We start from the raw sequence: 22,355 nt of genomic DNA on the forward strand, positions 1-22,355 counted from the left end.
CGCTTGCCCAAGCCCCGACAGCACTCTAGATTCCCCCTTTTCCAATCCGGTAGACGCATCCATGCAGGCAAAATCCTTTCTCCCCCCGCAGCGCACCCTGATGGGCCCCGGCCCCTCCGACGTGAATCCGCGCGTGCTCGCCGCGATGAGCCGCCCGATCATCGGCCATCTGGACCCGGTGTTTGTCGGCATGATGGAGGAGATGAAGGGCCTGCTGCAGTACGCCTTCCAGACCAACAACGCCCTGACCCTGCCGGTCTCCGCCCCCGGTTCCGCCGGCATGGAGACCTGCTTCGTGAACCTGGTCGAGCCGGGCGACAAGGTCATCGTCTGCATCAACGGCGTGTTCGGCACCCGCATGAAGGAGAACGTCGAGCGCTGCGGCGGTACCGCCGTGGTGATCGAGGACAAATGGGGCGCCCCGGTCTCCCCCGAGAAGGTCGAGGACGCGCTGAAGGGCAACCCGGACGCGAAAATCCTGGCCTTCGTGCACGCCGAGACCTCCACCGGGGCGCGCTCGGATGTCGAGACGCTGTGCCGCCTGGCCCGCGAGCATGACTGCCTGAGCATCGTCGACTCGGTCACCGGCCTCGCCGGCAGCCCGCTGTACGTGGACGATTGGGGCGTGGACGCGATCTACTCCGGCTCGCAGAAGTGCCTGTCCTGCACCCCGGGCCTGTCGCCGGTCAGCTTCAGCGAACGCGCGGTGGAACGCATCCAGGCACGCAGCCACAAGGTGCAGAGCTGGTTCCTCGACCTCAACCTGGTCATGGGCTACTGGGGCGGCGGCGGCAAGCGTGCCTACCACCACACCGCGCCGATCAACGCCCTGTACGCCCTGCACGAATCGCTGGTGATCCTGGCCGAAGAGGGCCTGGAGAACAGTTGGTCGCGCCACAACCGTCACCACGATGCCCTGCGCGCCGGCCTCGAGGCCATGGGCCTGAGCTTCCTGGTGGACGCCGAGCATCGTCTGCCGCAGCTGAACACCATTCACGTGCCGGAAGGCGTCGACGAGGCCGCGGTGCGCGGCGAACTACTGAACCGCTACGGCCTGGAGATCGGTGCGGGCCTCGGCCCGTACGCGGGCAAGGTCTGGCGCATCGGCCTGATGGGCCATGGCGCCAACGAGAAGAACGTGCTGCTGTGCCTGTCTGCGCTGGAGGCCGTGCTGGCCGACATGGGCGCGGTCACCCCTGGCCGTGCGCTGTCCGCCGCCCGCGCCACCTACGCGCAGCAAGGCTGAACCATTACCGGCCGCCGCCATCGCCCGCAGGCGATGGCGGCGCTTCGAGACCCAACGGGAGACCTACCCCATGACGCTAAGTCAACTGCTGCAGTATCTGGACGAACACATGGACGGCGTGTTCCTGGACGGCGACCCCGCCGCGTCACTGGAAAAGGCGCGCAGCGGAGACCACCGCAACCCCATTGCGGCCGAGGTCCTGGTCGCCCTGATGAACGGCGCCGGTTCCGACAGCCCGGACGCCACCATGGAACGGGCCGAGGCGGTCAAGTCCATCGGCCCAACCCGCCTGAAGTACATGGGCGACGACGCCCCGGTCGAGGGCTTCCGCCTGGTGGAAAAGACCATCGTCACCATCGACGCCGCCTACAACGAGGAAGCACTCGCCCTGCGCGGCTGACGCCGCGCCCTGCCCCCGGACACAGCCGGCGGGGCATTCCGTGGGCCATCACCCCGGAAAGGCCTGAATGCCCCGCCATCCCGGCCGGAGTGAAACCCTCCTCGTCATCCCGGCCGGAGCGAAGCTGTCACCGCCCCCCGGCCGGAGCAAACCTCTCCCCGTCATCCCGGCCGCAGCGAAGCGGAGAGCCGGGATCTCCGGGAACGCCCCCGGCCGTTCAACCAGATCCCGGATAACCGCTGCGCGGTTTCCGGGATGACAAAGTGGGTGACGCAGGTTCGGCTGTCAGAGCAGGCTGACCAGTCCAAGAACGGTCGCAGCCACCGTTGCGCCGATCAAGGCGCCCATGGCGACATCGCTCGGGTAGTGCAGGGCCAGCACCAGCCGCGAGGCGGCCACCAGCACCGCGAACGGCACGACCAGCCACGCCCACACCGGGAACCAGGCCACCAGGATTACCGCAAACCCCACCGCGTGCATGGTATGGCCGGAGGGGAAACTGAACTCGTCCAGCGGATCCACGGTGCGCGCGAACGGACGACCACGATGGCAGGGACGACGCCGGCTGGTGCGCCGCTTCAGCCACTTGTAGAGCGGCAGCGAGGCCAGCCCCACTACCGCCATCTGCAGACTGACCCAGGCCGCCTGCGGCCCGTGGATCAGTGGCAGGGCAAGCATCAGCGCATACCAGATGGCCCCATCGCCCAGGCGGCTGATCCAGCCGAAGAACCCGCTGACGGCGCGACGGCGATTGTAGTGATTGAACCGCTGGCAGACCGCCAGCTCGAACTCATCCATCCAGTGCAGGACTCGCATCGCGCGCCTCTCCTAGAGGTTCCAGACAAACCGTTTCGAACTCGGCGACCACCTCGACCCAATCAAGGCCCCGGGCGCACGCCCGGGCGTAGCGCCCCATCTCTCTCCATCCCTCCCGGGCCTGCGCGAGTTCCGCAGCGACCGTGAGGAAAGCGGCCGCATCCATGGTGACGTCTCCGGTAAAGCGCACCCGGGCGCCGCTCACGCCGCTGATCACGTGCTCATGCGCCGCCGCGGTATCGAAGGCCAGCACCGGGAGTCCGCTGGCCATGGCCTCGATCACCACGTTGCCGAAGGTCTCGGAGGTGGATGGGAACAGGAACAGGTCGGCGCTGGCGTAGTGCTGGGCCAGGGCCTGCCCCACCTGCTGCCCGGTAAAGATCAGGTCCGGGTGTGCCCGCTCAAGCGCGACACGGGAGGGTCCGTCGCCTACCAGTACCAGGCGGGCCTCGGGCACGCGCTCCTGCAACGCACGAAAGGCCTCCACCACCAGACCCAGATTCTTCTCTGGCGCCAGTCGGCCGACGGACAGAACCACCGGCCCGGGCCCCCATTGCCGACGCAGGCGCGAGGATCGCCGTGCCGGCGTGAAGTGCCGGGTATCCACGCCGCGCGCCATCACCCGCACGCGCTCGAAGCCATGGCCTGCAAGGCTTGTGGCCAGTGCCTGCGTGGGGGCCAGGGTTACGTCGCAGCGATTGTGGAAACGGCGCAGGACGGCCCGCACCAGAGGCGTCAGCCAGCCCACGCCGTAGTAGCGGGCATAGCCATCGAAATGGATGTGAAACCCCGAGGCGACGGGGATCCCGAGGCGCCGTGCCGCGCGCAGGGCCGAGTGGCCAAGCGGCCCTTCGGTCGCGACATACACGGCGTCAGGCCGGTGTTCGGTCCACAGCGCCGTCAAGCGCCGGCGAGCCGGCAATCCCATGCGCAAACCGCTGTAGCCCGGAAGCGGCAACCCCGGCAATGGCCGCTCCTCCATTAAACCGTCCGTCTCCAGCGGGTCCACGACGACGGCCTTCGATTCGCCCGGCTGGCACGGACGCAGCACCTGCACGCGATGGCCGCGGCTGCGCATCCCCTCAACCAGGCGCGCGAGGGTATGGGCCACACCATTGACCTCCGGTGGCCAGGTCTCGGTCACCAGGGCCAGGTTCAGACATGGGCGGGAGGGGCGGCGGGATTCCGTGTGTAGCGGCGACGACATGGTGAACCCCCTCCCCGCCCGCCGCTACGAGGCGCGGGCGCTTGCGCGCCCCGAAGGCGGATCGACCGGCAGGCCGAGCACATCGACAATGGCGCTGCGGGCACCGTCGGCCAGACTGCGCCGATCCTGGTTGGCGGATTCCAGCGGTGCCAGAAGATGCAGGTCCACGTGCGTCTCGCGTCGACACAACAGCTTCCAGACGTTCGAGATCAGGCGATCGTCTTCCGCGTAGGACACCGGCACCGGGCCATTCGGCATGCCTTCGTAGGCCAGCGCCACCGGCTGCACCGGATGCTGGGTGTCGGCCACGGCCGCAAACAGTCGCGGATGAAACCGGCGTACGAACTCGCCGCGGCTGGTCGTGCCTTCCGGGAACACCACGAACTGCAGGCCCTCGTCGAGCCCGGTCCGCATCGCCTCGAAGTGGGCCGACGCCTGATTGGCCCCGCGTTCGATGAAGCGGGTGTCATGCTGACGACCGAGCCAGCCGATGATCGGCCAACGTGCGATCTCCGCCTTGGAGAGGAAACAGGTGTCCATCGCGGCGCCGATCAGCGGGATATCCAGCCAGGAGACATGGTTGGCCACCACCAGTGATGTACGCCGGGGTTCCTCGCCATGGATCCGGAGCCGCACCCCCACGATGCACAGCGCGCGGTCGTACCAGGCGCGGCGGATGCGGCTGCGTTCCGCGAAGTCGCCCCCCCGGCGGACCATTCGCCAGGTCAGCCAGACCCCCGCCAGCATGTGCAGCACGATGCGCATCAGCCTACCCAGTGCCCGCAGTGTTCCGGTCATGCTCCGTTCCTCGGCTTGCGGGCGTCATAGCGCCCATGAAGTGCCGATGGTAACGGTCCGGCATGGCGCGCACATCCAGCAGGACAAGCACGTCGGCCACATTGAAATCGGGATCGAAACAGGCCTCGCCACAGACCCGGGCACCCAGACGCAGGTAGGCCTTCAGCAGCGGCGGCATGCCGGTACGGCTGGGCGTGCCATGCCAGATGGTCAGGGCATTGGGCAGCGGCCGGCGCGGCGTCACCCGCAGACGTGATGGCGCCCGATGGAACAGGCGTAGCCAGGCCAGTTGGGCCGGCGTCTGCTCGCTCAATGGCAGGCTCGCACAGCCCATCAGGTAGTCGTAACGATGGGCGTTCATGAACCGCGCCAGGCCGGTCCACAGCGCGTTGATCGCGGCGCCCTGACGATGATCCGCGCGCACGCAGGTGCGGCCGATCTCCAGGGTCTTCCCCGGGAGATTCATCAACGGGCCCAGTTCGAATTCGGACAGCGAGTAGAAGCCACCGGCCGTGCTGGCGCTCTCCTCGGTGAGGATGCGTGTGCAGGCAACCACCGTACCGGAGCACCGTTCGCGCACCAGCAGGTGATGACAGAAGGGGTCCAGGGGATCCCGGTCCAGACCGGATCCAGTATCCGGAAGCGCAGCCCCCATCTCGCCAGCGAAGACCTCGTGGCGCAGGCGCTGGGCCGCCTCGAGGTCCGACGGGCTGGACGCGAGGTGGACGCGGTAGGCGGTTTCGTTCGCCGCGATCGGTGTAGCTGGGGACAGCTGCGGTTCGCTCATGGTGGCGACCTCCGGTTGAACTGTCCCGGAGACTACGCCGCGTGGTTGACCACCCCGTGTAGGAACGATGACGGTCGGATGAACCCGCCGCCGGAACCGTGCCCGAATACGGCACCGTTCGGGGCGGAGGCCCCTGCCCCCGCCCCGCCAGCCTCTGCTACGGCAGCGGGCCCGTGTAGGCGCCGGATTCCACCGGCAGGTCCTCGCCTTCCCAGCTCTTGATACCGCCGGCGATGTTCACCACGTTGGTAAAGCCCATGTCCTGCAGTCGCTGCACGGACATCGCGGCACGGCCGCCGGTTGCGCACATAACGGCCACCGGCTTCTCGCGCGCGTTCACCAGCGCATCGATGCGGTGCGGGGTGTTGGGATCGGCGGCACCCTCCAGCAGGCCGCGCGGGACGAGGATGGAGTTCGGCGCGTGCATCTTTTCGAACTCGTAGGGCTCGCGAACATCCACCACCAGCCAGTCCTCGCCGTTCTCCATCTTCTCGGCGAGATCCGCCGGGGCGATCTCCTTCACGTTCTTCCGCGCCTCGGCGACGAAATCCATCAGCTTCTTCTCGCTCATTCGAACATTCCCTTTTGCAATGATCTGGATGTTTTGTGGGAGCCTGCTTGCAGGCGAAGCCCCTGCCAGCGTCGGACACGATCAGGAGCATTCGCCTGCAAGCAGGCTCCTACATGCGGGGCTGACCCATTCTACCGTGGGTGCGAGTCCGGGCGATTCAACCCTCGTCGAGCGCACCTTCCAGCGCAACGGGATCGGTCACCGGGGCCGCGCACTGCAACCCGCGACAGACATAGGCCCGCACGCCCGTCTCCGGGGCGGCTTTCTCCGCGAGCGCGGCGGGCAGCTCGCCGGCATGCGCGGGAATCGCGAAGGCCCACACCGGAGCATCCTGCGCCCGCAGTCGCTGCTGCCACGCGGGAAGTTCGTCGGCTGCCCCCCGCAGCACGACCAGGGCCGGCGCCTGGTAATGGATGTCCAGCGCGGTCAGCAGGCTCATGTGGCCCAGTGGCGCCTGCTCGACCATCGGACCGGCGTTCGCCAGCGTGCGCTCGGCCGCCTCCAGGTAGCGGGGTTCGGACAGCAGGAACCCGAGTGTCTGCAATACCTGAGCGGCGGTCCCGTTGCCGGCAGCCATGGCATCGTCGGCATAGACCTTCGGGCGCTGGATCAGTGCCTCGTGATCCCGGGCGGTGAAGAAGAAACCACCCTGTTCGCGGTCCTCGAATTCCTCCAGCAGGGTGTCGGCCAGCGTGGTGGCCCAGGCCAGCAGGTCGCTGTCCCACTCGGCCTCCAGCAGCGCCAGCGTGGCCTCCAGCAACAGGGCGTGATCGTCCAGGTAGGCGCGCGGCATCGCGCCGGTCGCCCCCTCGCGCACGCTGGCGTACAACCGGCCGTCGCGCCACAGACGCTCGCGCACGGCGGTCATCGCCTCGCGTGCCAGGCGCAACCATTCCGGGCGCTCCAGGGCGCGCGCGGCACGCGCCAGGCCCGAGATCATCAGGGCATTCCAGGCGCCCAGGATCTTCTCGTCGCGATGCGGTCGTACCCGGTCCTCGCGTGCCGCGAGCAGGCGTTCGCGGGCCCGGTCCAGGCGCGTGTTCGCCTCCGCCTCGTCGATCCCCAGCGCCTCGGCGACGATCGCCGGCGGCGCCACCTCGTGCAGATGCCAGCGCCCCTCGAAATTGGCCGGGCCGTTGAGTCCCCAGACCCGGCTGGCGACGGCCCACTCGTCCTCCGTCAGGAGCGCCTGGACCGTCTCCGGGTCCCAGACATAGAAGCGTCCTTCCTCGCCCTCGGAGTCCGCGTCCAGGCTCGAATAAAAGGCCCCGGAGGGATCCCGCATCTCGCGCTCCAGCCAGGCGACCGTCGGCTCCACCACCCGCCGCGCGCGTTCGTCGCCGTGCGCGGCGCGCTCGGCGTACAGCCCCAGCAGCGGCCCGTTGTCGTAGAGCATCTTCTCGAAGTGCGGGATCATCCAGCGGGCATCCACCGAGTAGCGGCAAAAGCCCCCGCCCACCTGATCGAAGATCCCGCCGGCGGCCATCGCATCCAGCGTGCGGGCCAGCATGCGCTCCGCCTCGGCGTCGCCATGGCGCGCGGCATGCCAGGCCAGCCACTCGAGCGAGGCTGGGTGCGGGAACTTGGGGGCGTCCCCGAAACCGCCGAACTGCTCGTCGAAGGTCTTCGCCAGTTCGGCGCGCCCCTTGTCGATGACACTGAGGGCCGGGATCGCGCCACCGGCCGGGCTGTAGATCCGCCCCAGTGCCTGCTGCAACGAGTCGTTCTGGCGCTGGATCTCCTCGGGGTGCTCGGCGAGGAAATCGGACACCCGGGTCATCAGGTCCACGAACGATGGCAGGCCGTGGCGCGGGGTGTTCGGGAAGTAGGTCCCGGCAAAGAACGGCACCTGGTCCGGGGTCAGGAAGACGGTCAGCGGCCAGCCTCCGGGGCGCTGCGACAGCAGCATGTGCGCGTTCTGGTAGATGCGGTCGAGGTCCGGGCGCTCCTCGCGGTCCACCTTGATGTTGACGAAGCGTTCGTTCATCACCGCGGCGGTGTCCGGGTCCTCGAAGGACTCGTGCGCCATCACGTGACACCAGTGGCAGGCAGAGTAGCCAATCGAGAGCAGGATCGGCTTGTCCTCGCGGCGGGCGCGCTCCAGCGCCTCCTCGCCCCAGGGGTACCAGTCCACGGGATTGTCGGCGTGCTGCAGCAGATACGGGCTGCTGGCCCCGGCCAGTCGATTCATCGCGCGGCCTCCTTGCAGGTGGATCGGGCTAGCGACATACAGGTGCATGCCGGGGCCCGGGCGAGTAGCATGTGCAGCCGGTTTTTCATCCGCAAGCGCCCATGCCCACACACCCGTTTATCGACCCCGTCGCCCTGTCCATCGGCCCACTGACCCTGTATTGGTACGGCCTGACATACTTGGTCGGATTTGTCGCCTTCTGGGCGCTGGGCGTATGGCGCACACGCAGTCGCAACTGGGACCCCCTGCACCCCTGGCAGGTCGGTGACCTGCTGTTCTGGGGCGTACTCGGGGTCGTCGTCGGCGGGCGGCTCGGCTATGCACTGTTCTACAACCTCGACACGACGCTGGCCGACCCGCTGAGCCTGTTCCGCATCTGGGAGGGCGGCATGGCCTTCCACGGCGGGCTGGCCGGCGTGCTGGTCACCTGCTGGCTATACGCCCGCAAGATCGGCCAGCCGTTCTTCCGTCTGACCGACTTCATCGCCCCCCTGATCCCGATCGGCCTGGGCGCCGGGCGCATCGGCAACTGGATCAACGGCGAGCTGTGGGGCAAACCCACCGACCTGCCCTGGGCCATGGTCTTCCCGGCCGCGGACTACATCCCCCGTCATCCGTCGCAGCTGTACCAGGCCTTTCTCGAAGGGCTGGTGCTGTTCGTGGTGTTGTGGGTCGTCTCGCGCCAGCCGCGGCGTACCGGACTGATCTCCGGGCTGTTCCTGACGCTTTACGGCAGCTTCCGCTTCGCGGTCGAGTTCGTCCGCGTGCCCGACGCCCATCTCGGCTACCTCGCCTTCGACTGGCTCACGATGGGACAGGTCCTGACCCTGCCGGTGATCCTGTTCGGCGTTGCCCTGATCGTCTGGTCGCGGCGCAACCCCCTGCCCGCACCCCGCCCGGCCCCGGAGACCGCCTGAGATGCAGCAATACCTGGACCTGGTGCGGCACATCCGCGACCACGGCACGGACCGCCCGGACCGCACCGGTACCGGCACGCGTTCGGTATTCGGCTACCAGATGCGCTTCGACCTGGCGGACGGCTTCCCGCTGGTCACCACCAAGCGCACCCATCTGCGCTCGGTAATCCACGAACTGCTGTGGTTCATCGCCGGCGATACCAATGTCGGCTACCTGCGCGAGCACAAGGTCCGCATCTGGGACGAGTGGGCCACCGCGGCCGGCGACCTGGGTCCCGTCTACGGCGCGCAGTGGCGCAACTGGGCCGGCCACGACCAGCTGGCCGAACTGATCGACAACCTGAGGAACCGCCCCCACTCCCGGCGCCACATCATCAGTGCCTGGAACGTGGCCGACCTGCCGGACGAATCCATCTCGCCACAGGCCAACGCGGAGGCCGGGCGCATGGCCCTGGCGCCCTGCCACACCCTGTTCCAGTTCTACGTGGCCGACGATCGGCTGTCCTGCCAGCTCTACCAGCGCAGCGCGGATGTCTTTCTCGGCGTGCCGTTCAACATCGCCAGCTACGCCCTGCTAACCCACATGCTCGCGCAGGTGGTGGGCCTGAAGCCCGGCGAGTTCGTCCATACCTTCGGCGACGCCCACCTCTACCGCAACCACCAGGAGCAGGTCGAAGAACTGCTCGGGCGCGAACCGCTGCCGCTGCCAACCTTGCACCTGAACCCGGACGTCACCGACCTGTTCGCCTTCACCTTCGACGACATCGAGGTGCGCGACTACCAGTCCCACCCCCCGATCAAGGCCCCCATCGCGATCTGAGCGTTACCGGAGTCCGCATGCCCCAGCCCGAGATTCATCTGATGGTCGCGCTCGATCCGGATCACGTGATCGGGCGCGACAACGACCTGCCCTGGCACCTGCCGAAGGACCTGCAGCACTTCAAGCGAATGACTGCCGGTCACCCGATGATCATGGGTCGGCGCACCTTCGAATCCATCGGGCGGCCGCTGCCGAATCGCCGCAACCTGGTGCTGACGCGCCAGGCGGACTGGCAAGCGGACGGTATCGAGGTCTATCGCGATCTGGATGCGGCGCTGGCCACCATCGAGGCCGGCCCCGTCTTCGTGATCGGCGGCGCCGGCCTGTTCGCGGAGACCCTGCCGCGCGCCGACGTGCTGCACCTGACCCGGGTGCACGAGTGCCATGCCGGCGACACCTTCTTCCCCGCCCTCGACCCCGCGGACTGGGACGTCGTCTGGTCCGAGCACCACGAAGCCGACGACCGCCACGCCTGCCCCTTCACCTTCGAACGCCTCGAACGCCGCCGCTGAACGCGACCCGACGCCGTCCAGGGACCGTACGGGCCCGGGTGTGTACAGCACCCGGCGGCCGAAGGCGGCCCTGGAACGCAGTGGTACACGCCCCGGGGCTCCACGCCCCTCCTGCTTCGTCATCCCGGAAACCGCGTAGCGGTTATCCGGGATCTCGGCGGCCGGGGTTGCCCCGACGGGGGAGATCCCGGCTTTTCGCTTCGCTGCGGCCGGGATGTCAGTACAGGGGCAGGGGCCGGGAACGGTGACATTCCAGAAAGGCCCGGATTAAAGCGACCTGCGGCGGGCTATTTGCGCCCCTGGACGATCCCCCTGACTGGCTGACCCTCGTGGCAAATCAGGAACAATCTTTCTCTGTGCCCCCTAGGGTGCACAACCGCCCGGATCCTTAGCCCGTTCTTCGTGCCTTCGTGCGCTTCGTGGTGAAGAACGGTGTTTTCAGCGCCCGCCAAAGTGGGGGATCAGGCGGCCGGGCAGCAGGTGGACCAGGATGAAGCCCAGCATCGCGGCGACCACGATGGTCGGGCCGGTCGGGGTGTCGTACTGGAAGGAGCCCCACAGCCCGGCCCCCACGGCCAGCATACCGATGATGCCGGCGAGGATCGCCATCTGCTCGGGGGTGGCCGCAAAGCGCCGGGCACTGGCCGCCGGGATGATCATCAGCGCCGTGATCAGCAGCACGCCGACCACCTGCATCGCCGCCGCGATCACCAGTGCGATCAGCAGCATCAGGCCCAGCCGCACCAGCAGCACCGGCACACCCTCCACCTGGGCGAGCTCCTCGTGCACCGTCAGCGCCAGCAGCGGGCGCCACAGCAGGATCAGCAGCAGCAACGCCACGCCCCCGCCGATCGCGATGGACATCAAGTCGTTGGTGCCCACCGCGAGGATGTCACCGAACAGGTAGGCCATCAGATCCACCCGCAACCCCTCGATAAAGGTAACGGCGACGATCCCCAGCGACAGCGAACTGTGCGCGAGAATCCCGAGCAGGGTGTCCGAGGCCAGTTCCTGCCGCCGCTGCAGCAGTACCAGCAGGATGGCGATGGCCACGCACACGATCGTGACCATCAGGTTCAGGTTCAGCCCCAGGAGTACCCCGAGGGCGACGCCCAGCAGCGCCGAATGGGACACGGTATCGCCGAAATAGGCCATGCGGCGCCAGACCACAAAGGCCCCCAGCGGCCCCGCGACGGCGGCCACCATCAGCCCCGCCAGGAGGGCACGAACCAGGAAATCGTCGAGCAGGCCATCCATCATCGGGAATCGCCCCCGGGACCGGGCCGGTGGGCATGGCCGCAGCCGGCGTGATGTTCGTGTACATCCCCGGCCACATCGTGCACGTGGTCGTGATCGTGCCGGTAGACCCCGATCCCCTGCATGTCCGTCTCCGGGAACAGGCGCTGGTACTCGGGATGCCGCGATACCTCCTCCGGCCGGCCGGTGCAGCACACATGCTGGTTCAGGCAGATCACCGCGTCGGCCCCGGCCATCACCAGGTGCAGGTCGTGCGACACCATCAGCACCCCGCAGCCGGTCTCGTGGCGGATGTCATCGATCAGCTTGAACACCTCGCCCTGGCCGACAATATCCACCCCCTGCGCCGGCTCGTCCAGCACCAGCAGGTTCGGGCGATTGAGCAGGGCGCGCGCCAGCAGCACCCGCTGCATCTCGCCGCCGGAAAGCGACTGCACCGGCTTGTGCAGCAGATGCGGCACGCCGACCCGCTCCAGGCCTTCGCGCAGGACGGCCTCCGGGGCCCGCTGACGCAGCGTCAGAAAACGCCGCACCGACAGCGGCAGCACCGGCTCGATCTGCAGGCGCTGCGGCATGTAGCCGATGCGCAGCCCGCGCCGGCGTTGTACCCGGCCCTGCCCCGGCTTCCACAGTCCCAGCAGGACCCGCAACAGCGAGGTCTTGCCCGCCCCGTTGGGGCCGATCACCACGGTCACCTCGGCCGGCCGCACCTGTACCGAGACATGATCCAGGATCACCCGCCCGCCGCGTTCCAGCGAGACGTCGCGGGCGGCCAGCAACGGCGAGGCGTCCGTCGCCGGTTGCGCGTGCGGGGAAGGGGTTTCGCGATTCATACTGGTATACTATAACGTTATTGAATCCGATGGAGAATCCGCCCATGCGCTCTGCTGCCCGCCGCCCGACCTTCCTCGCCCTGCTTCTGGCCCTGGCGTTTCTGGTAACGGTGGCCACGCCCGCGCAGGCCGACAGCCCGCGCATCGTCGCATCGATTCTACCGATTCACAGTCTGGTTGCCGCGCTGGCCGGCGACACCCACGAGGTGGAACTGCTGGTGCCGGCCAGCGCCTCGCCCCACGGCTATTCCATGCGTCCCTCCGAGGCACGGCGCCTGCAGCAGGCCGACCTGGTGGTCTGGGTCGGTCCGGAGCTCGAGGGCTTTCTGGAGCGCTCGCTGCACGGGATCGCCGACCGCGCGACAGTCATCAGCCTGATGCACGACCTCGATCTCGAACTTCTGGAGGGCCGCACCGGGGGCGTATGGGAAGGCCATCATGACCACGACGATCACAACGGACACGCGGACCACGCACACGACCATGACGCGCATGACCACGATACTCAGGGCTCGGATGATCATGGACACGCCGCGCATGACGACGGACACGGGCATGCACATGGCGATTACGACAGCCACCTATGGCTGTCGCCGGGCGTCGCACGGGCCATCGTCGAACAGCTGGCGGAGCGCCTCGCGGAACTCGATCCGGAACAGGCCGCAACGATCCGGGACAACCGGGACGGCCTGCTCCAGCGCATCGACGAGCTGGACGCCACGATCGCCGGGCAACTGGCCCCGGTACGCGACCAGCGCTTCATGGTGTTTCACGACGCCTACCAGTACTTCGAGCAGCACTATGGCCTGAACGCGGCCGGCTCCATCAGCGTCGATCCCTCGCGCATGCCCGGGGCCCGCCGGCTGTCCGAACTACGCGGCCGTCTGGCACAGGGCGATGTCGCCTGCCTGTTCACCGAACCGCAGTTTCGCCCGGCGCTGGCGGAAACCGTGGCCGAGGGTACCGGCACCCGACTCGGCATGCTCGACCCCATCGGCGCGGAGCTGGAGCCTGGCCCCGATGCCTGGTTCCTGCTGATGCAGGGCATGGCGGACGGCTTCACCGACTGCATGGCACATAACGGCTCCTGACGGACACGCGGCCCCACCTCCGGACGCCGCGCCTCGCCGCCCCTCCTTCCTGTGCCGTCACGCCGGAAACCGCGTAGCGGTTATCCGGGATCTCCCAGCCCCCAAGGCCGGATATCCCGGCTCTGCGCTTCGCTTCGGCCGGGGTGACCGAAGGGACAAGGCCCGGATGCCCCACCGCGGTCAGAGCAGGATCAGCCCCCACACCAGCGCCGCCAGGAGGAAGCTGACCAGCACCGCGGCCGAGGCCATGTCCTTGGCGCGCGCCGACAGCGGATGGCGTTCGTCGCCAAACCGGTCGATTGCCGCCTCGACCGCCGAGTTCAGCAGTTCCACCACCAGGATCAACAAGGCACTGCCGGCCAGCAGTGCCCGCTCCACCCCGCTCTCGCCCAACCAGATCGCCAGCGGCAGCAATACCGCGAGCAACGCCAGCTCCTGACGAAACGCCGACTCGTGCTGATAGGCCTCGCGCAGCCCGCGCCAGGAATACCCGAAGGCATGCAGCACCCGGCTCAGGCCACGCCGGCCACTATGCGCCACCCGGATTCCCCTCGGTGCGCCCGGTCATGCGGCGGGCGGCGGCGCGAGGGCCACCCGGTTGCGGCCCTCGCGCTTGGCGCGGTAGAGCGCCTCGTCGACGCGCCGCAGCAGCTCGCCGCGCGGTTCGCCGGAATGGAATGCCGCCACGCCGAGGCTCACGGTCACCTCGTCCACCCGGGGAAAGGCATGCCCGGCCACGCGCGCCCGGACCAACTCCGCCACCCGGGCGCCTTCCTCCGCCGCGGCGCCCGGCAGCAGGACCATGAACTCCTCGCCGCCCCAGCGTCCGAGTACATCCACGCTGCGCAGGCGCTCGCCCGCGACCCGGGTCACCTCCTGCAACACCACATCCCCGGTGGCATGGCCATAGGTATCGTTGACCTTCTTGAAGTGATCGAGATCGAACATCACCAGCGCGAACCCCTGTCCATACCGCTCGGCACGCCGGACTTCGCGGTCCAGCAGGCTTTCGAAATACCGCCGGTTGGCAACCCCGGTCAGGCGATCATAGAAGGCCTGACGTTCGAGTTCCGCCTGGTTGCGTTCCAGCTCCTGCTGGATGGTCTTCAGCTCGGTGATGTCGACCGCCGTCCCGGCCAGCCGGGTCACCCGACCCTCGGTGTCCGCAATCGGGTAGCGGCAGACGCGGACCCAGCGCTGCTCGCCGTCCGGGCGCCGTATGCGGAAGGTCTCGTCGGCCGTTCCGTCGCCGAAAGCCCCGGAGAGAAACACCGCCTCCACCCGGTCGCGGTCCTCCGGGTGCACGGCCTCCAGCATCGCGACCGAGTCGCGGTACAGGTGCTCGCGGCTGTATCCCCAGACCCGCTCGTAGGCCGGATTGACGTAGAGGATCGATTCAGCGTCCTGCAGCCAGAAGACCTCGTTCACGGACCCGGCCAGCTGGCGGAAACGCGCCTCGCTCTCGCGCAGGGCCTCTTCCACGGCCTTGCGTTGCGAGAGATCACGCAGGATGGTCGAGATTTGCCGCACCTGCCCCTGGCCATCGTGGCGAACCATGATGACCTGGGACACCGGCACTTCGTGGCCTTCGCCATCCAGCACGGCGGTCTCGCCCTGCCAGATACCCTCGCGCATCGCCACCGGGACCGCCTCCTGCAGGATATGGTCCGCGGCCCAGGGCGGATGGAACCGCCGGACCGTGGTCTCCAGGGAACCCACCTCCGTCGGCAGGCTTCGGGTATTCCAGCCGGTTTCGGGGTCCCACGGCTCTCCGGAGGCCGGTGGCAGACCGAACAATGCACGCCCGCCCGCATTCAGGAACAGCATGTTCCCGTCCGGCCCGTGCATGCCGACCACATCGGGGGTGAACTCCAGGATGCCGACCAGCCGGCGCAGGTTCTCCTCCAGCGCGCGGCGGTCGGTCACGTCCTGCACCGTTCCGATCAGGCGGCAGGGCTTGCCGCCGGCATCGCGCTCGACCGCGCCGCGCGTGTGGACCACGCGCTCACAGCCATCGGGCCGCAGGACCCGGAAATGAATGTCGTAATCCCCGGTCTCCAGCGCCGACTCCACCGTGGCGGCCACGCGGTCCCGGTCGTCCGGGTGCACCGCCTGCAGGAAGCCCGCGTAGTTCGCCTCCCGATCCTCCCGCCGCAGGCCGAAGATACGATAGACCTCGTCCGACCAGCGCGTGCGATCCTCCTGGATCGTCCAGACCCAGCTCCCCACGTGCGCGATGCGCTGCGCCGCGGCCAGTTCCTCGCCACGCTCGCGCAGGGCCTCCTCCATCGCCACCTGCTCGGTAATGTCGATCATCACCCCGTGCCAGACGATACTGCCGTCCCGGCGCGGTGCTTCCGGCGTCGCACGGCCCTCGACCCAGAGCGTCCCGCGTATCGGGTGACGGACGCGGTAACGCACCTGCCAGTGCCCCAGCGTGCGCGCCGACTCCTCGATGCTGGCCTGAATCCGCGGAAGATCCTCGGGGTTGACCCGGGCGAAGGCGGCATCGGCGTCCTCCTGGACCATGTCCGGAGACAGCCCATACACCCGCTGGACGCCTTCGCTGACGAACGGGAAGGCGTGGCGTCCGTCCGGATACAGGCAGTATTGGTAGATCGCCCCGGGCAGGTGGCTGGTTGCCTTGAGCAGTCGGGCCTCGCGTTTGCGCCGGGCGGTCTGGTCCTGGAACGAGACCACGGCGCCGTCGACCCGCCCGGACACGTCGAACGTGGGTGCGGTAAAGACGCTCACCGGAAACAGGGTCCCGTCGGCCCGCGCGAAGTGATCGTCCCAGGCCTCCAGCGGTTTGCCGGTCTCGAGGACGCGGTAGATCGGACAGGCCTCGGGCGGATAGGGCGTCCCGTCCACCAGGGTGTGATGGTTGGTCGAATGCGCGTCCCGCCCGAGGGCATCGCCTTCGCTCTCGAAACCGAGCAGGCGGCAGGCCGCCGGGTTCAGGAAGGTATAGCGGCCATAGCGATCCAGGCCGAAAACCCCTTCGGCCAGGCTGCCCAGCAGACGCGTCTGGAAGGCCTCGGCCGCCCGCAGCTCGGTGACATCCTCGATCACCCCATCGAACACGAACCGGCCATCCGCATCCTCGGTCCGATAGGCGGTGATCCGGGCACGGAAGGGCCGTCCCCGCAGGGTCCTCAGATCCACTTCGCGACCGATCACCCGCCCATAGGTCTCGAGATCGCGACTGAACGCGTCGCGCTCGAGCGGATCGCGGTAGAGCTCGCGGACCGGCGTCGAGCGCAGTTCGATCTCGTTGGCGGCCTCGAACAGCTCCACCATGGCCGGATTGAGACGGACAAAGCGGCCCTCCGGCCCCGGGGTGTTGCGGTAGACCCCCACCGGGAGGCGACCGAAGGCCACGCCGTAGAACTCCAGCTCGTGTTCGTAGCGCCGGGTCTCCGACACGTCGTGAATGATCGAGTAGAGGTATCGGTGCCCGTCCAGCACCACTGGGCCGGAGTACACCTCGACATCACGAATCTCGCCCCCGCAAATGCGGTGGCGGAAGCGGAAGAAGCGGCGTTCCTCGCGGGCCGCCCGCTCCATCTCCGCATGCACCTCGTCCGCCGAAAGGGTATTGATGTCCTGGATGTGCATGCGCTTCAGCTTCTCGGCCGAATAGCCGTAGAACGCCACCGCGGCCGGGTTGACATCGACGATCCCGCCATCCTCCGGGTTGATCAGCAGCTTCGGGGCGGCATTGGCGGTAAAGGTCTGTTCGTAGACCTGGGCGGCCGAATCGCCCGGCGCCCGGCGCTGGACGGTGGCAAGCCGCCCGTCCGGGTCGGGCGCCAGCACCAGCGTGCAGGCAACCGCCGTCGCGTCCTCCACGTACGGCGCCCTGAATGAAAGCTCCAGAGTCACTTCGGCCGAACCGGAGCGCGCGAGGGCGTCCATCAACGCCTTGTGCTGCCCCTGCGGCACACAATCGGCCAGCCGCACACCATGGAGGTCGTCCGCCGCGCAGCCCAGCCATCCTGCCAGGCGCGTATTGGCCGCATGGATGCGACCGCTGGCCTCCAGAAACACCAACCCCACGGCGGCCCGGTGGAACAAGCCCGCGCCTGCATGCTCCGCAGAATCCATCAAGTCTCCCTCAGCCGGTTGGCCGTGGCCGTCAATCCTGCCATACGACCCGATTGCGCCCCGAGCGCTTGGCCCGGTACATCGCATCGTCCGCGCGCTTGATCCAGTCCTTGATCGCCTCGCCACGACGACACTCGGCCACCCCCAGACTGATGGTCACCCGCCCGACCCGGGGCAGATCCAGCGCGGCCACCTGCCGGCGCAGATCCTCGGCCAGGCGGCAGGCATCTTCGGCCCGGGTACTGGGCAGCATGACCATGAATTCCTCGCCGCCCCAACGGCCCAGCACATCGGACTGGCGCAGGCGTTCGCCGGCCGTCGCCACCACCCGGCGCAGGACCTCGTCGCCTATGTCGTGGCCATGGGTGTCGTTGATCCGCTTGAAGTGGTCCAGGTCCAGCATCACCAGCGAACAGGGGTCCACATAGCGCTCCGCCCGCCGGGCCTCCTGCTCCAGCAATGCCTCGAAATGGCCCCGATTGGCGGCATCGGTCAGTGTGTCGTAGAAGGCCTGATATTCCAGCGCAGCCTCCAGCTCCTTCTGCCGCGAGATGTCGTGGAACATGGCGATGTAGTACTCGATCACACCGCTGGCATCCCGGATCGCGGTCACGATCTCGTGCAGGGGGAAGATCCGGCCATCCTTGCGCCGGTTCCACACCTCGCCGGACCAGTGGCCGTTTGCACGCACGGACTGGAACATCTCCTCATAAAAGCCGCGGTCCTGACGGCCCGAATTCATGATGCGCGGATTCTGGCCCACCGCGTCTTCCTCGGTGAATCCCGTGAGTTCGGTAAAGGCCGCATTGACGCGCTGGATCGTACCCTCGACATCGGTGATGAAGATGGCCTGACTGCTGTCGAAGGTCGCCGCCAGCAGACGCTGCTCCTGCTCCAGATGATGGCGTTCGGTGATGTCCTGGACCGTGCCGATCATCCGCTGGACGCGTCCGTCGGCATCGAACTCTACATAACCGCGTTCGTGCACCACGCGCTCTTCGCCGTCCGGGCGCAGAACCCGGTGCACGATATCAAGCGCCCCGTCCCCACCCAGCGAGGCATCCACCTCGGCCTGGACCCGTTCGCGATCGTCCGGATGCACCGCATGCATAAAGGCCTCGTGCGTCCCGCCCCATTCACCGCGGGACATCCCGAAAATCCGGAAGACCTCGTCCGACCAGCGAACCTCGTTGCGGACAAAATCCGACACCCAGTTGCCGATATGCGCGATGCGCTGGGCCTCGGCCAGCTCGCGCTCGCGCAGATGCAGGACCTCTTCGGCTTGCACCCGTTCGGTGATATCCAGGATCACCCCGAACCAGAGCACACTGCCATCCTCCAGTGCCTCGGGACTGGCGTGCCCTTCCACCCAGATCTCGCCGCGCTCGGGGTGGCGCACGCGATAGCGCTGACGCCACGATTCCAGGCAGCGCATGGAGGCCTCGATACTGGCGGCGACACGGTCGACATCATCCGGATGGATCACGTCGAAGACGCGGCGGGCATCGAGCATTACGGCTTCGGGCGTCACGCCGTACACATCGACCATGCCCTCACTGGCATACGGGAACGACGCCCGGCCATCCGGGTGCTGGCGGTACTGGTAGATCACCCCGGGCATGTTGTGCGCAATCTTTTCCAGATGGCGCTCGGTCTCCACCCGCGCCCCCACGTCCTGGAAGGCACCCACCAGTTCGACGACCGCGCCCTGACCGTCGCGGATCGCAGTCACCTGATCCTCCAGCCATTGCCAGTGCCCGCTGGGCATGCGCTGGCGATAGCTCAGACGACAGAATCCGCGCGCGCCCTCGGCCAGCCACCGCTTCACCTGGCCGACACAGCGACGAAAATCCTCGGGAGCCAGATGGGTCCGCAGCCAGTCCGGCTGGGTCGTGATCTGTTCCGGTGTCCAGCCAGTGACCGCCTGCACGTTGCGACTGAGCCAGGTCATGGTGCCGAAGTCCGACGGGTCCATGGTGTAGATCACCGCGGGACTGGCACGCAGCAGGGTCTCGGTACGCTGCTGGGCCTCCTTGCGCGCGGCGATGTCGGCAATCACGACAAGCAGGGCCTCGGGACAGTCCTCGGTGGCCGGGATTCGGCTCGTGGTCATTTCCACCCAGCGCGTCTGGCCGGTGGCATCCAGCAGACGCGCCTCGAAGCTGCTGGTGCTGCAATCCCCGGTCAGCAGGGCGTGACGCCGCGCCGCGCAACGCTCGCGGTCGTCCGGGCACACGTAGTCTTGCAGGATCGCGTCGGTCAGATCCGCCGGATCGCAGGCCAGCAAGGCGCCCAGGTGGGGATTGGCGCGCAGGATGCGCCCCTCGGTATCCATCTCGGCCAGCCCCACCGGCGCATGCTCGAACAGCGCCGCATAGCCGTGGATGGCACAAATCTCGCTCATCGGGTTCCTTGCCCGTCTGTGTCTCTCTTTTCGGAGACTTCGTGAAAGACACGCCCGGCGTGTCTTCTGCCCTCGGACCTGGCAGTGGATTGATAGACTGAATCCAGAAAACTACCAGATGACGAGTCTGGTTTCCGCTTGACCCCACAAAAAGGCGTTTACTGCCCTGCAAAACGGAAACGCCCCCGACAAGCGGGGGCGTTTCCGAACGAACCAGGAAGCCCGGGGCCGGCCCCCGGGAATCCCGTCAGCCGTGCGTACCGGTGCGCGGCGCGCTGGCGTCCCCGTCCTCGGCGGGCTGGAACACGACATCCAGCGCCTTGGCGGCGGCCACTTCGTTGAAGCGCCGGTTCGGTAGCGTGTGTGGCGCGCTCTTGATCGTTTCCATGTCGTTCTCCGACTCGGCCAGGATGCAGGCCATCGCCTCGACAAAGCCGTCCAGGGTCTCTTTCGACTCGGTCTCGGTCGGCTCCACCAGCAGGCACTCCGGCACCAGCAGCGGGAAGTAGGTGGTCGGCGCATGGTAGCCGTGGTCGAGCAGGCGCTTGGCCACATCGCCCGCAGTCAGTCCACGTTCCTTGGCCTGCTTCTTCATGGTCACGATGAACTCGTGGGTGGCACGGCGCTTGGGATAGGCCAGGTCGAACCCGGCTGCGGCCAGTTCGCGCGCCAGGTAGTTGGCATTCAGGGTCGAGAATTCGGAGACCCGCACCATGCCCTCGCGCCCCAGCATGCGCATGTAGATATAGGCCCGCAGGAGCACACCGGCGTTCCCGGCAAACGCGGACAGGCGCCCGATGCTCTGCGGACGATCGGACTCCTCGGCAAAGCGGTAGCCGCCCTGCTCGGCTTCGATCACGTGCGGGATCGGCATGAACGGCAGCAGCCGTTCGGCCACGCCCACGGCACCGGAACCCGGTCCACCGCCACCATGCGGCGTGGAGAAGGTCTTGTGCAGGTTCATGTGGATCACGTCGAAGCCCATGTCGCCCGGGCGCACCTTGCCGAGGATCGCGTTCAGGTTGGCGCCGTCGTAGTACAGCAAGCCGCCGGCCTCGTGCACGATGCCGGCAATCTGCTTGATGCGCCGTTCGAACACGCCCACGGTGGACGGATTGGTCAGCATGATCCCGGCGGTGTGCGGACCCACGGCGGCCTTCAGGGCCTCGATATCCACGTCACCGGTATCGTCGGTGGGGATCTCGCGCACCTCGTAGCCACACATGATCGCGGTCGCCGGGTTGGTACCGTGGGCGGCATCCGGCACGATGATCTCGCGGCGCTCGGTATCGCCGCGGGAATCGTGGTAGGCGCGGATCATGGCCACACCGGTGTACTCGCCCTGGGCACCCGCCATCGGCGCCAGCGACACGGCCTTCATGCCGGTCACTTCCTTCAGCATCTCCTGCAGCTCGAACATCGTCTGCAGGAAGCCCTGGCTGTGGCTGGCCGGAGCAAGCGGATGCCGGTTCAGGAACCCCGGAAGCATCGCCAGGCTGTTACAGGCGCGCGGGTTGTACTTCATCGTGCACGAGCCCAGTGGGTAGAACTCGGTGTCGATGGAGAAGTTCTTCTGCGACAACCGCGTGTAGTGCCGCACCACGTCCAGTTCCGAGGCCGCCGGCAGACCCGGGGCGGACTTGCGCTGCAGGTTCGCCGGGATGCGGGTCGCGGCGTGGTCGCGCGGCGCCTGGGCCACGGCCGAGCGGCCGGCGCGGGAACGTTCGAAGATCAGATTGGCTTCAGTGGTGCTCATAGCGGTTTCTCGCTTGCGTATTCGGGTGACGGCGACCGGGCACAGGCCCGGCCACCGGCGGCACGGAGGGAGTCCGGCCGATTACTGGGTCGGGCTCAGGTTGGCCCGATCATCCAGGGCCGCGAACGCGGCGTCGTAATCCGGCTCGTCGCCGATCTCGGAGACCAGCTGGGCGTGCATCACCAGGTTGTCGGTATCCAGCACGACCACACCGCGCGCGGTGATCCCGGCCAGCGGGCCGTCCTGGATCAGCACGCCGTAGTCCTTGGCGAAATCGCGATCACGCATCATCGACAGCACGGTCACGCGTTCCAGGTTCTCGGCAGCGCAGAAGCGGCTCATCGCGAACGGCAGGTCGGCGGAGACGATCAGGATCTCGAGATCCGGACGGCTGGCGACCATCTCGTTGAACTTCTTGGTGGAGTCGGCGCAGACCGGGGTATCCAGGCTGGGCACGATGGAGATCAGCTTGCGCTTGTCGCCGAAGTCGGCCAGCGAGACATCCTGCAGATCCTTGTTGGTCAGCTTGAAGTCCGGGGCCGGCGAGCCCACGTGCGGCAGATCGCCGTTGGTGTTGATCGGATTACCTTGCAGCTTGATTTCGGCCATGGTTGCCTCCCGGCTTGATGTGTATGGCGCTTG

General features: G+C 67.7%; 19 protein-coding genes. 6 read left to right on the forward strand and 13 right to left on the reverse strand.

Annotation, left to right across the window (positions count from 1 at the left end; genetic code table 11):
* Nucleotides 1–61: 61 nt before the first annotated feature.
* Nucleotides 62–1,246, forward strand: coding sequence for an alanine--glyoxylate aminotransferase family protein (locus G315_RS0113070; RefSeq protein WP_026338878.1), 1,185 nt, complete (start codon nucleotides 62–64; stop codon nucleotides 1,244–1,246).
* Between the two features lie 70 nt (nucleotides 1,247–1,316).
* A complete protein-coding gene (locus tag G315_RS0113075) occupies nucleotides 1,317–1,646 on the forward strand; it encodes a hypothetical protein (RefSeq protein WP_018146115.1) in 330 nt (109 codons plus the stop codon).
* 285 nt (nucleotides 1,647–1,931) lie between these two features.
* On the opposite strand, the gene G315_RS0113080 is transcribed toward G315_RS0113075, so the two are convergent.
* The 6 genes from G315_RS0113080 to G315_RS0113105 form a co-directional block, all read right to left on the reverse strand.
* The gene (locus G315_RS0113080) at nucleotides 1,932–2,462 is read right to left on the reverse strand and encodes a phosphatase PAP2 family protein (protein ID WP_026182144.1); all 531 of its coding nucleotides are present in this window, start codon (nucleotides 2,460–2,462) and stop codon (nucleotides 1,932–1,934) included.
* Entirely contained in the window at nucleotides 2,437–3,669 is a 1,233-nt protein-coding gene (locus tag G315_RS0113085; protein ID WP_019612656.1) for a glycosyltransferase family 1 protein, read from the reverse strand. The genes G315_RS0113080 and G315_RS0113085 overlap by 26 nt, the downstream gene beginning before the upstream one ends.
* 24 nt (nucleotides 3,670–3,693) lie before the next feature.
* Complete coding sequence (locus G315_RS0113090; protein ID WP_019612657.1) at nucleotides 3,694–4,434, reverse strand: 1-acyl-sn-glycerol-3-phosphate acyltransferase; 741 nt, start codon at nucleotides 4,432–4,434, stop codon at nucleotides 3,694–3,696.
* 4 nt (nucleotides 4,435–4,438) lie between these two features.
* On the reverse strand, nucleotides 4,439–5,254 hold the full coding sequence (locus G315_RS0113095) for a GNAT family N-acetyltransferase (RefSeq protein WP_018146119.1): 816 nt from the start codon (nucleotides 5,252–5,254) through the stop codon (nucleotides 4,439–4,441).
* Nucleotides 5,255–5,411: 157 nt separating this feature from the next.
* Nucleotides 5,412–5,825, reverse strand: coding sequence for a rhodanese-like domain-containing protein (locus G315_RS0113100; RefSeq protein ID WP_018146120.1), 414 nt, complete (start codon nucleotides 5,823–5,825; stop codon nucleotides 5,412–5,414).
* Between the two features lie 157 nt (nucleotides 5,826–5,982).
* The gene (locus G315_RS0113105) at nucleotides 5,983–8,016 is read right to left on the reverse strand and encodes a thioredoxin domain-containing protein (RefSeq protein WP_019612658.1); all 2,034 of its coding nucleotides are present in this window, start codon (nucleotides 8,014–8,016) and stop codon (nucleotides 5,983–5,985) included.
* Between the two features lie 101 nt (nucleotides 8,017–8,117).
* On the opposite strand from G315_RS0113105, the gene lgt reads away from it, so the two are divergent.
* The 3 genes from lgt to G315_RS0113120 are packed head-to-tail and all read left to right on the forward strand — an operon-like array spanning nucleotide 8,118 to nucleotide 10,265.
* Nucleotides 8,118–8,933: a prolipoprotein diacylglyceryl transferase gene (lgt, locus tag G315_RS0113110; protein ID WP_018146122.1), complete on the forward strand. Its 816-nt coding sequence runs from the start codon at nucleotides 8,118–8,120 to the stop codon at nucleotides 8,931–8,933.
* Between the two features lies 1 nt (nucleotide 8,934).
* Nucleotides 8,935–9,753 carry a thymidylate synthase gene (locus G315_RS0113115; RefSeq protein ID WP_018146123.1) on the forward strand — a complete coding sequence of 273 codons (819 nt, stop codon included), beginning with the start codon at nucleotides 8,935–8,937 and terminating at the stop codon, nucleotides 9,751–9,753.
* 17 nt (nucleotides 9,754–9,770) lie between these two features.
* Nucleotides 9,771–10,265: a dihydrofolate reductase gene (locus tag G315_RS0113120; RefSeq protein ID WP_018146124.1), complete on the forward strand. Its 495-nt coding sequence runs from the start codon at nucleotides 9,771–9,773 to the stop codon at nucleotides 10,263–10,265.
* A gap of 438 nt (nucleotides 10,266–10,703) precedes the next feature.
* Here G315_RS0113120 and znuB read toward each other — a convergent pair whose 3' ends face one another.
* Together znuB and znuC are read right to left on the reverse strand one after the other, a co-directional pair.
* The gene (gene znuB / locus G315_RS0113125; RefSeq protein ID WP_026330447.1) at nucleotides 10,704–11,525 is read right to left on the reverse strand and encodes a zinc ABC transporter permease subunit ZnuB; all 822 of its coding nucleotides are present in this window, start codon (nucleotides 11,523–11,525) and stop codon (nucleotides 10,704–10,706) included.
* On the reverse strand, nucleotides 11,522–12,355 hold the full coding sequence (znuC, locus tag G315_RS0113130; RefSeq protein WP_018146126.1) for a zinc ABC transporter ATP-binding protein ZnuC: 834 nt from the start codon (nucleotides 12,353–12,355) through the stop codon (nucleotides 11,522–11,524). The genes znuB and znuC overlap by 4 nt, the downstream gene beginning before the upstream one ends.
* Before the next feature lie 44 nt (nucleotides 12,356–12,399).
* Between znuC and znuA the strand changes: the two genes are divergently transcribed.
* Nucleotides 12,400–13,446: a zinc ABC transporter substrate-binding protein ZnuA gene (znuA, locus tag G315_RS0113135; protein WP_019612659.1), complete on the forward strand. Its 1,047-nt coding sequence runs from the start codon at nucleotides 12,400–12,402 to the stop codon at nucleotides 13,444–13,446.
* A 180-nt stretch (nucleotides 13,447–13,626) separates the two neighbouring features.
* Here znuA and G315_RS0113140 read toward each other — a convergent pair whose 3' ends face one another.
* The 5 genes from G315_RS0113140 to tpx form a co-directional block, all read right to left on the reverse strand.
* Nucleotides 13,627–13,986, reverse strand: a complete 360-nt coding sequence (locus tag G315_RS0113140; protein WP_026182146.1) for a diacylglycerol kinase — start codon at nucleotides 13,984–13,986, stop codon at nucleotides 13,627–13,629.
* Nucleotides 13,987–14,010: 24 nt separating this feature from the next.
* A complete protein-coding gene (locus tag G315_RS0113145) occupies nucleotides 14,011–17,553 on the reverse strand; it encodes a PAS domain S-box protein (protein ID WP_019612660.1) in 3,543 nt (1,180 codons plus the stop codon).
* 31 nt (nucleotides 17,554–17,584) lie between these two features.
* Nucleotides 17,585–19,957: a PAS domain S-box protein gene (locus G315_RS0113150; protein WP_019612661.1), complete on the reverse strand. Its 2,373-nt coding sequence runs from the start codon at nucleotides 19,955–19,957 to the stop codon at nucleotides 17,585–17,587.
* A 247-nt stretch (nucleotides 19,958–20,204) separates the two neighbouring features.
* Nucleotides 20,205–21,713, reverse strand: a complete 1,509-nt coding sequence (gene gcvPB / locus G315_RS0113155) for an aminomethyl-transferring glycine dehydrogenase subunit GcvPB (RefSeq protein WP_019612662.1) — start codon at nucleotides 21,711–21,713, stop codon at nucleotides 20,205–20,207.
* An 81-nt stretch (nucleotides 21,714–21,794) separates the two neighbouring features.
* Nucleotides 21,795–22,322: a thiol peroxidase gene (gene tpx / locus G315_RS0113160; RefSeq protein WP_018951163.1), complete on the reverse strand. Its 528-nt coding sequence runs from the start codon at nucleotides 22,320–22,322 to the stop codon at nucleotides 21,795–21,797.
* Between the last annotated feature and the right edge of the window lie 33 nt (nucleotides 22,323–22,355).

Source organism: Thioalkalivibrio sp. AKL7, from assembly GCF_000381705.1.
GTDB lineage: Bacteria > Pseudomonadota > Gammaproteobacteria > Ectothiorhodospirales > Ectothiorhodospiraceae > Thioalkalivibrio > Thioalkalivibrio versutus.

Excerpts from the sequence above, each read along its gene's own strand:
- G315_RS0113115 (WP_018146123.1), top strand. The coding sequence starts at position 8,935 with ATGCAGCAATACCTGGACCTGGTGCGGCACATCCGCGACCACGGCACG.
- G315_RS0113090 (WP_019612657.1), bottom strand. The coding sequence starts at position 4,434 with ATGCGCATCGTGCTGCACATGCTGGCGGGGGTCTGGCTGACCTGGCGA.
- G315_RS0113075 (WP_018146115.1), top strand. The coding sequence starts at position 1,317 with ATGACGCTAAGTCAACTGCTGCAGTATCTGGACGAACACATGGACGGC.
- tpx (WP_018951163.1), bottom strand. The coding sequence starts at position 22,322 with ATGGCCGAAATCAAGCTGCAAGGTAATCCGATCAACACCAACGGCGAT.
- G315_RS0113100 (WP_018146120.1), bottom strand. The coding sequence starts at position 5,825 with ATGAGCGAGAAGAAGCTGATGGATTTCGTCGCCGAGGCGCGGAAGAAC.
- G315_RS0113150 (WP_019612661.1), bottom strand. The coding sequence starts at position 19,957 with ATGAGCGAGATTTGTGCCATCCACGGCTATGCGGCGCTGTTCGAGCAT.
- lgt (WP_018146122.1), top strand. The coding sequence starts at position 8,118 with ATGCCCACACACCCGTTTATCGACCCCGTCGCCCTGTCCATCGGCCCA.
- znuC (WP_018146126.1), bottom strand. The coding sequence starts at position 12,355 with ATGAATCGCGAAACCCCTTCCCCGCACGCGCAACCGGCGACGGACGCC.
- G315_RS0113095 (WP_018146119.1), bottom strand. The coding sequence starts at position 5,254 with ATGAGCGAACCGCAGCTGTCCCCAGCTACACCGATCGCGGCGAACGAA.
- gcvPB (WP_019612662.1), bottom strand. The coding sequence starts at position 21,713 with ATGAGCACCACTGAAGCCAATCTGATCTTCGAACGTTCCCGCGCCGGC.
- G315_RS0113120 (WP_018146124.1), top strand. The coding sequence starts at position 9,771 with ATGCCCCAGCCCGAGATTCATCTGATGGTCGCGCTCGATCCGGATCAC.
- G315_RS0113070 (WP_026338878.1), top strand. The coding sequence starts at position 62 with ATGCAGGCAAAATCCTTTCTCCCCCCGCAGCGCACCCTGATGGGCCCC.
- znuB (WP_026330447.1), bottom strand. The coding sequence starts at position 11,525 with ATGATGGATGGCCTGCTCGACGATTTCCTGGTTCGTGCCCTCCTGGCG.
- G315_RS0113085 (WP_019612656.1), bottom strand. The coding sequence starts at position 3,669 with ATGTCGTCGCCGCTACACACGGAATCCCGCCGCCCCTCCCGCCCATGT.
- znuA (WP_019612659.1), top strand. The coding sequence starts at position 12,400 with ATGCGCTCTGCTGCCCGCCGCCCGACCTTCCTCGCCCTGCTTCTGGCC.
- G315_RS0113105 (WP_019612658.1), bottom strand. The coding sequence starts at position 8,016 with ATGAATCGACTGGCCGGGGCCAGCAGCCCGTATCTGCTGCAGCACGCC.
- G315_RS0113080 (WP_026182144.1), bottom strand. The coding sequence starts at position 2,462 with ATGCGAGTCCTGCACTGGATGGATGAGTTCGAGCTGGCGGTCTGCCAG.
- G315_RS0113145 (WP_019612660.1), bottom strand. The coding sequence starts at position 17,553 with ATGGATTCTGCGGAGCATGCAGGCGCGGGCTTGTTCCACCGGGCCGCC.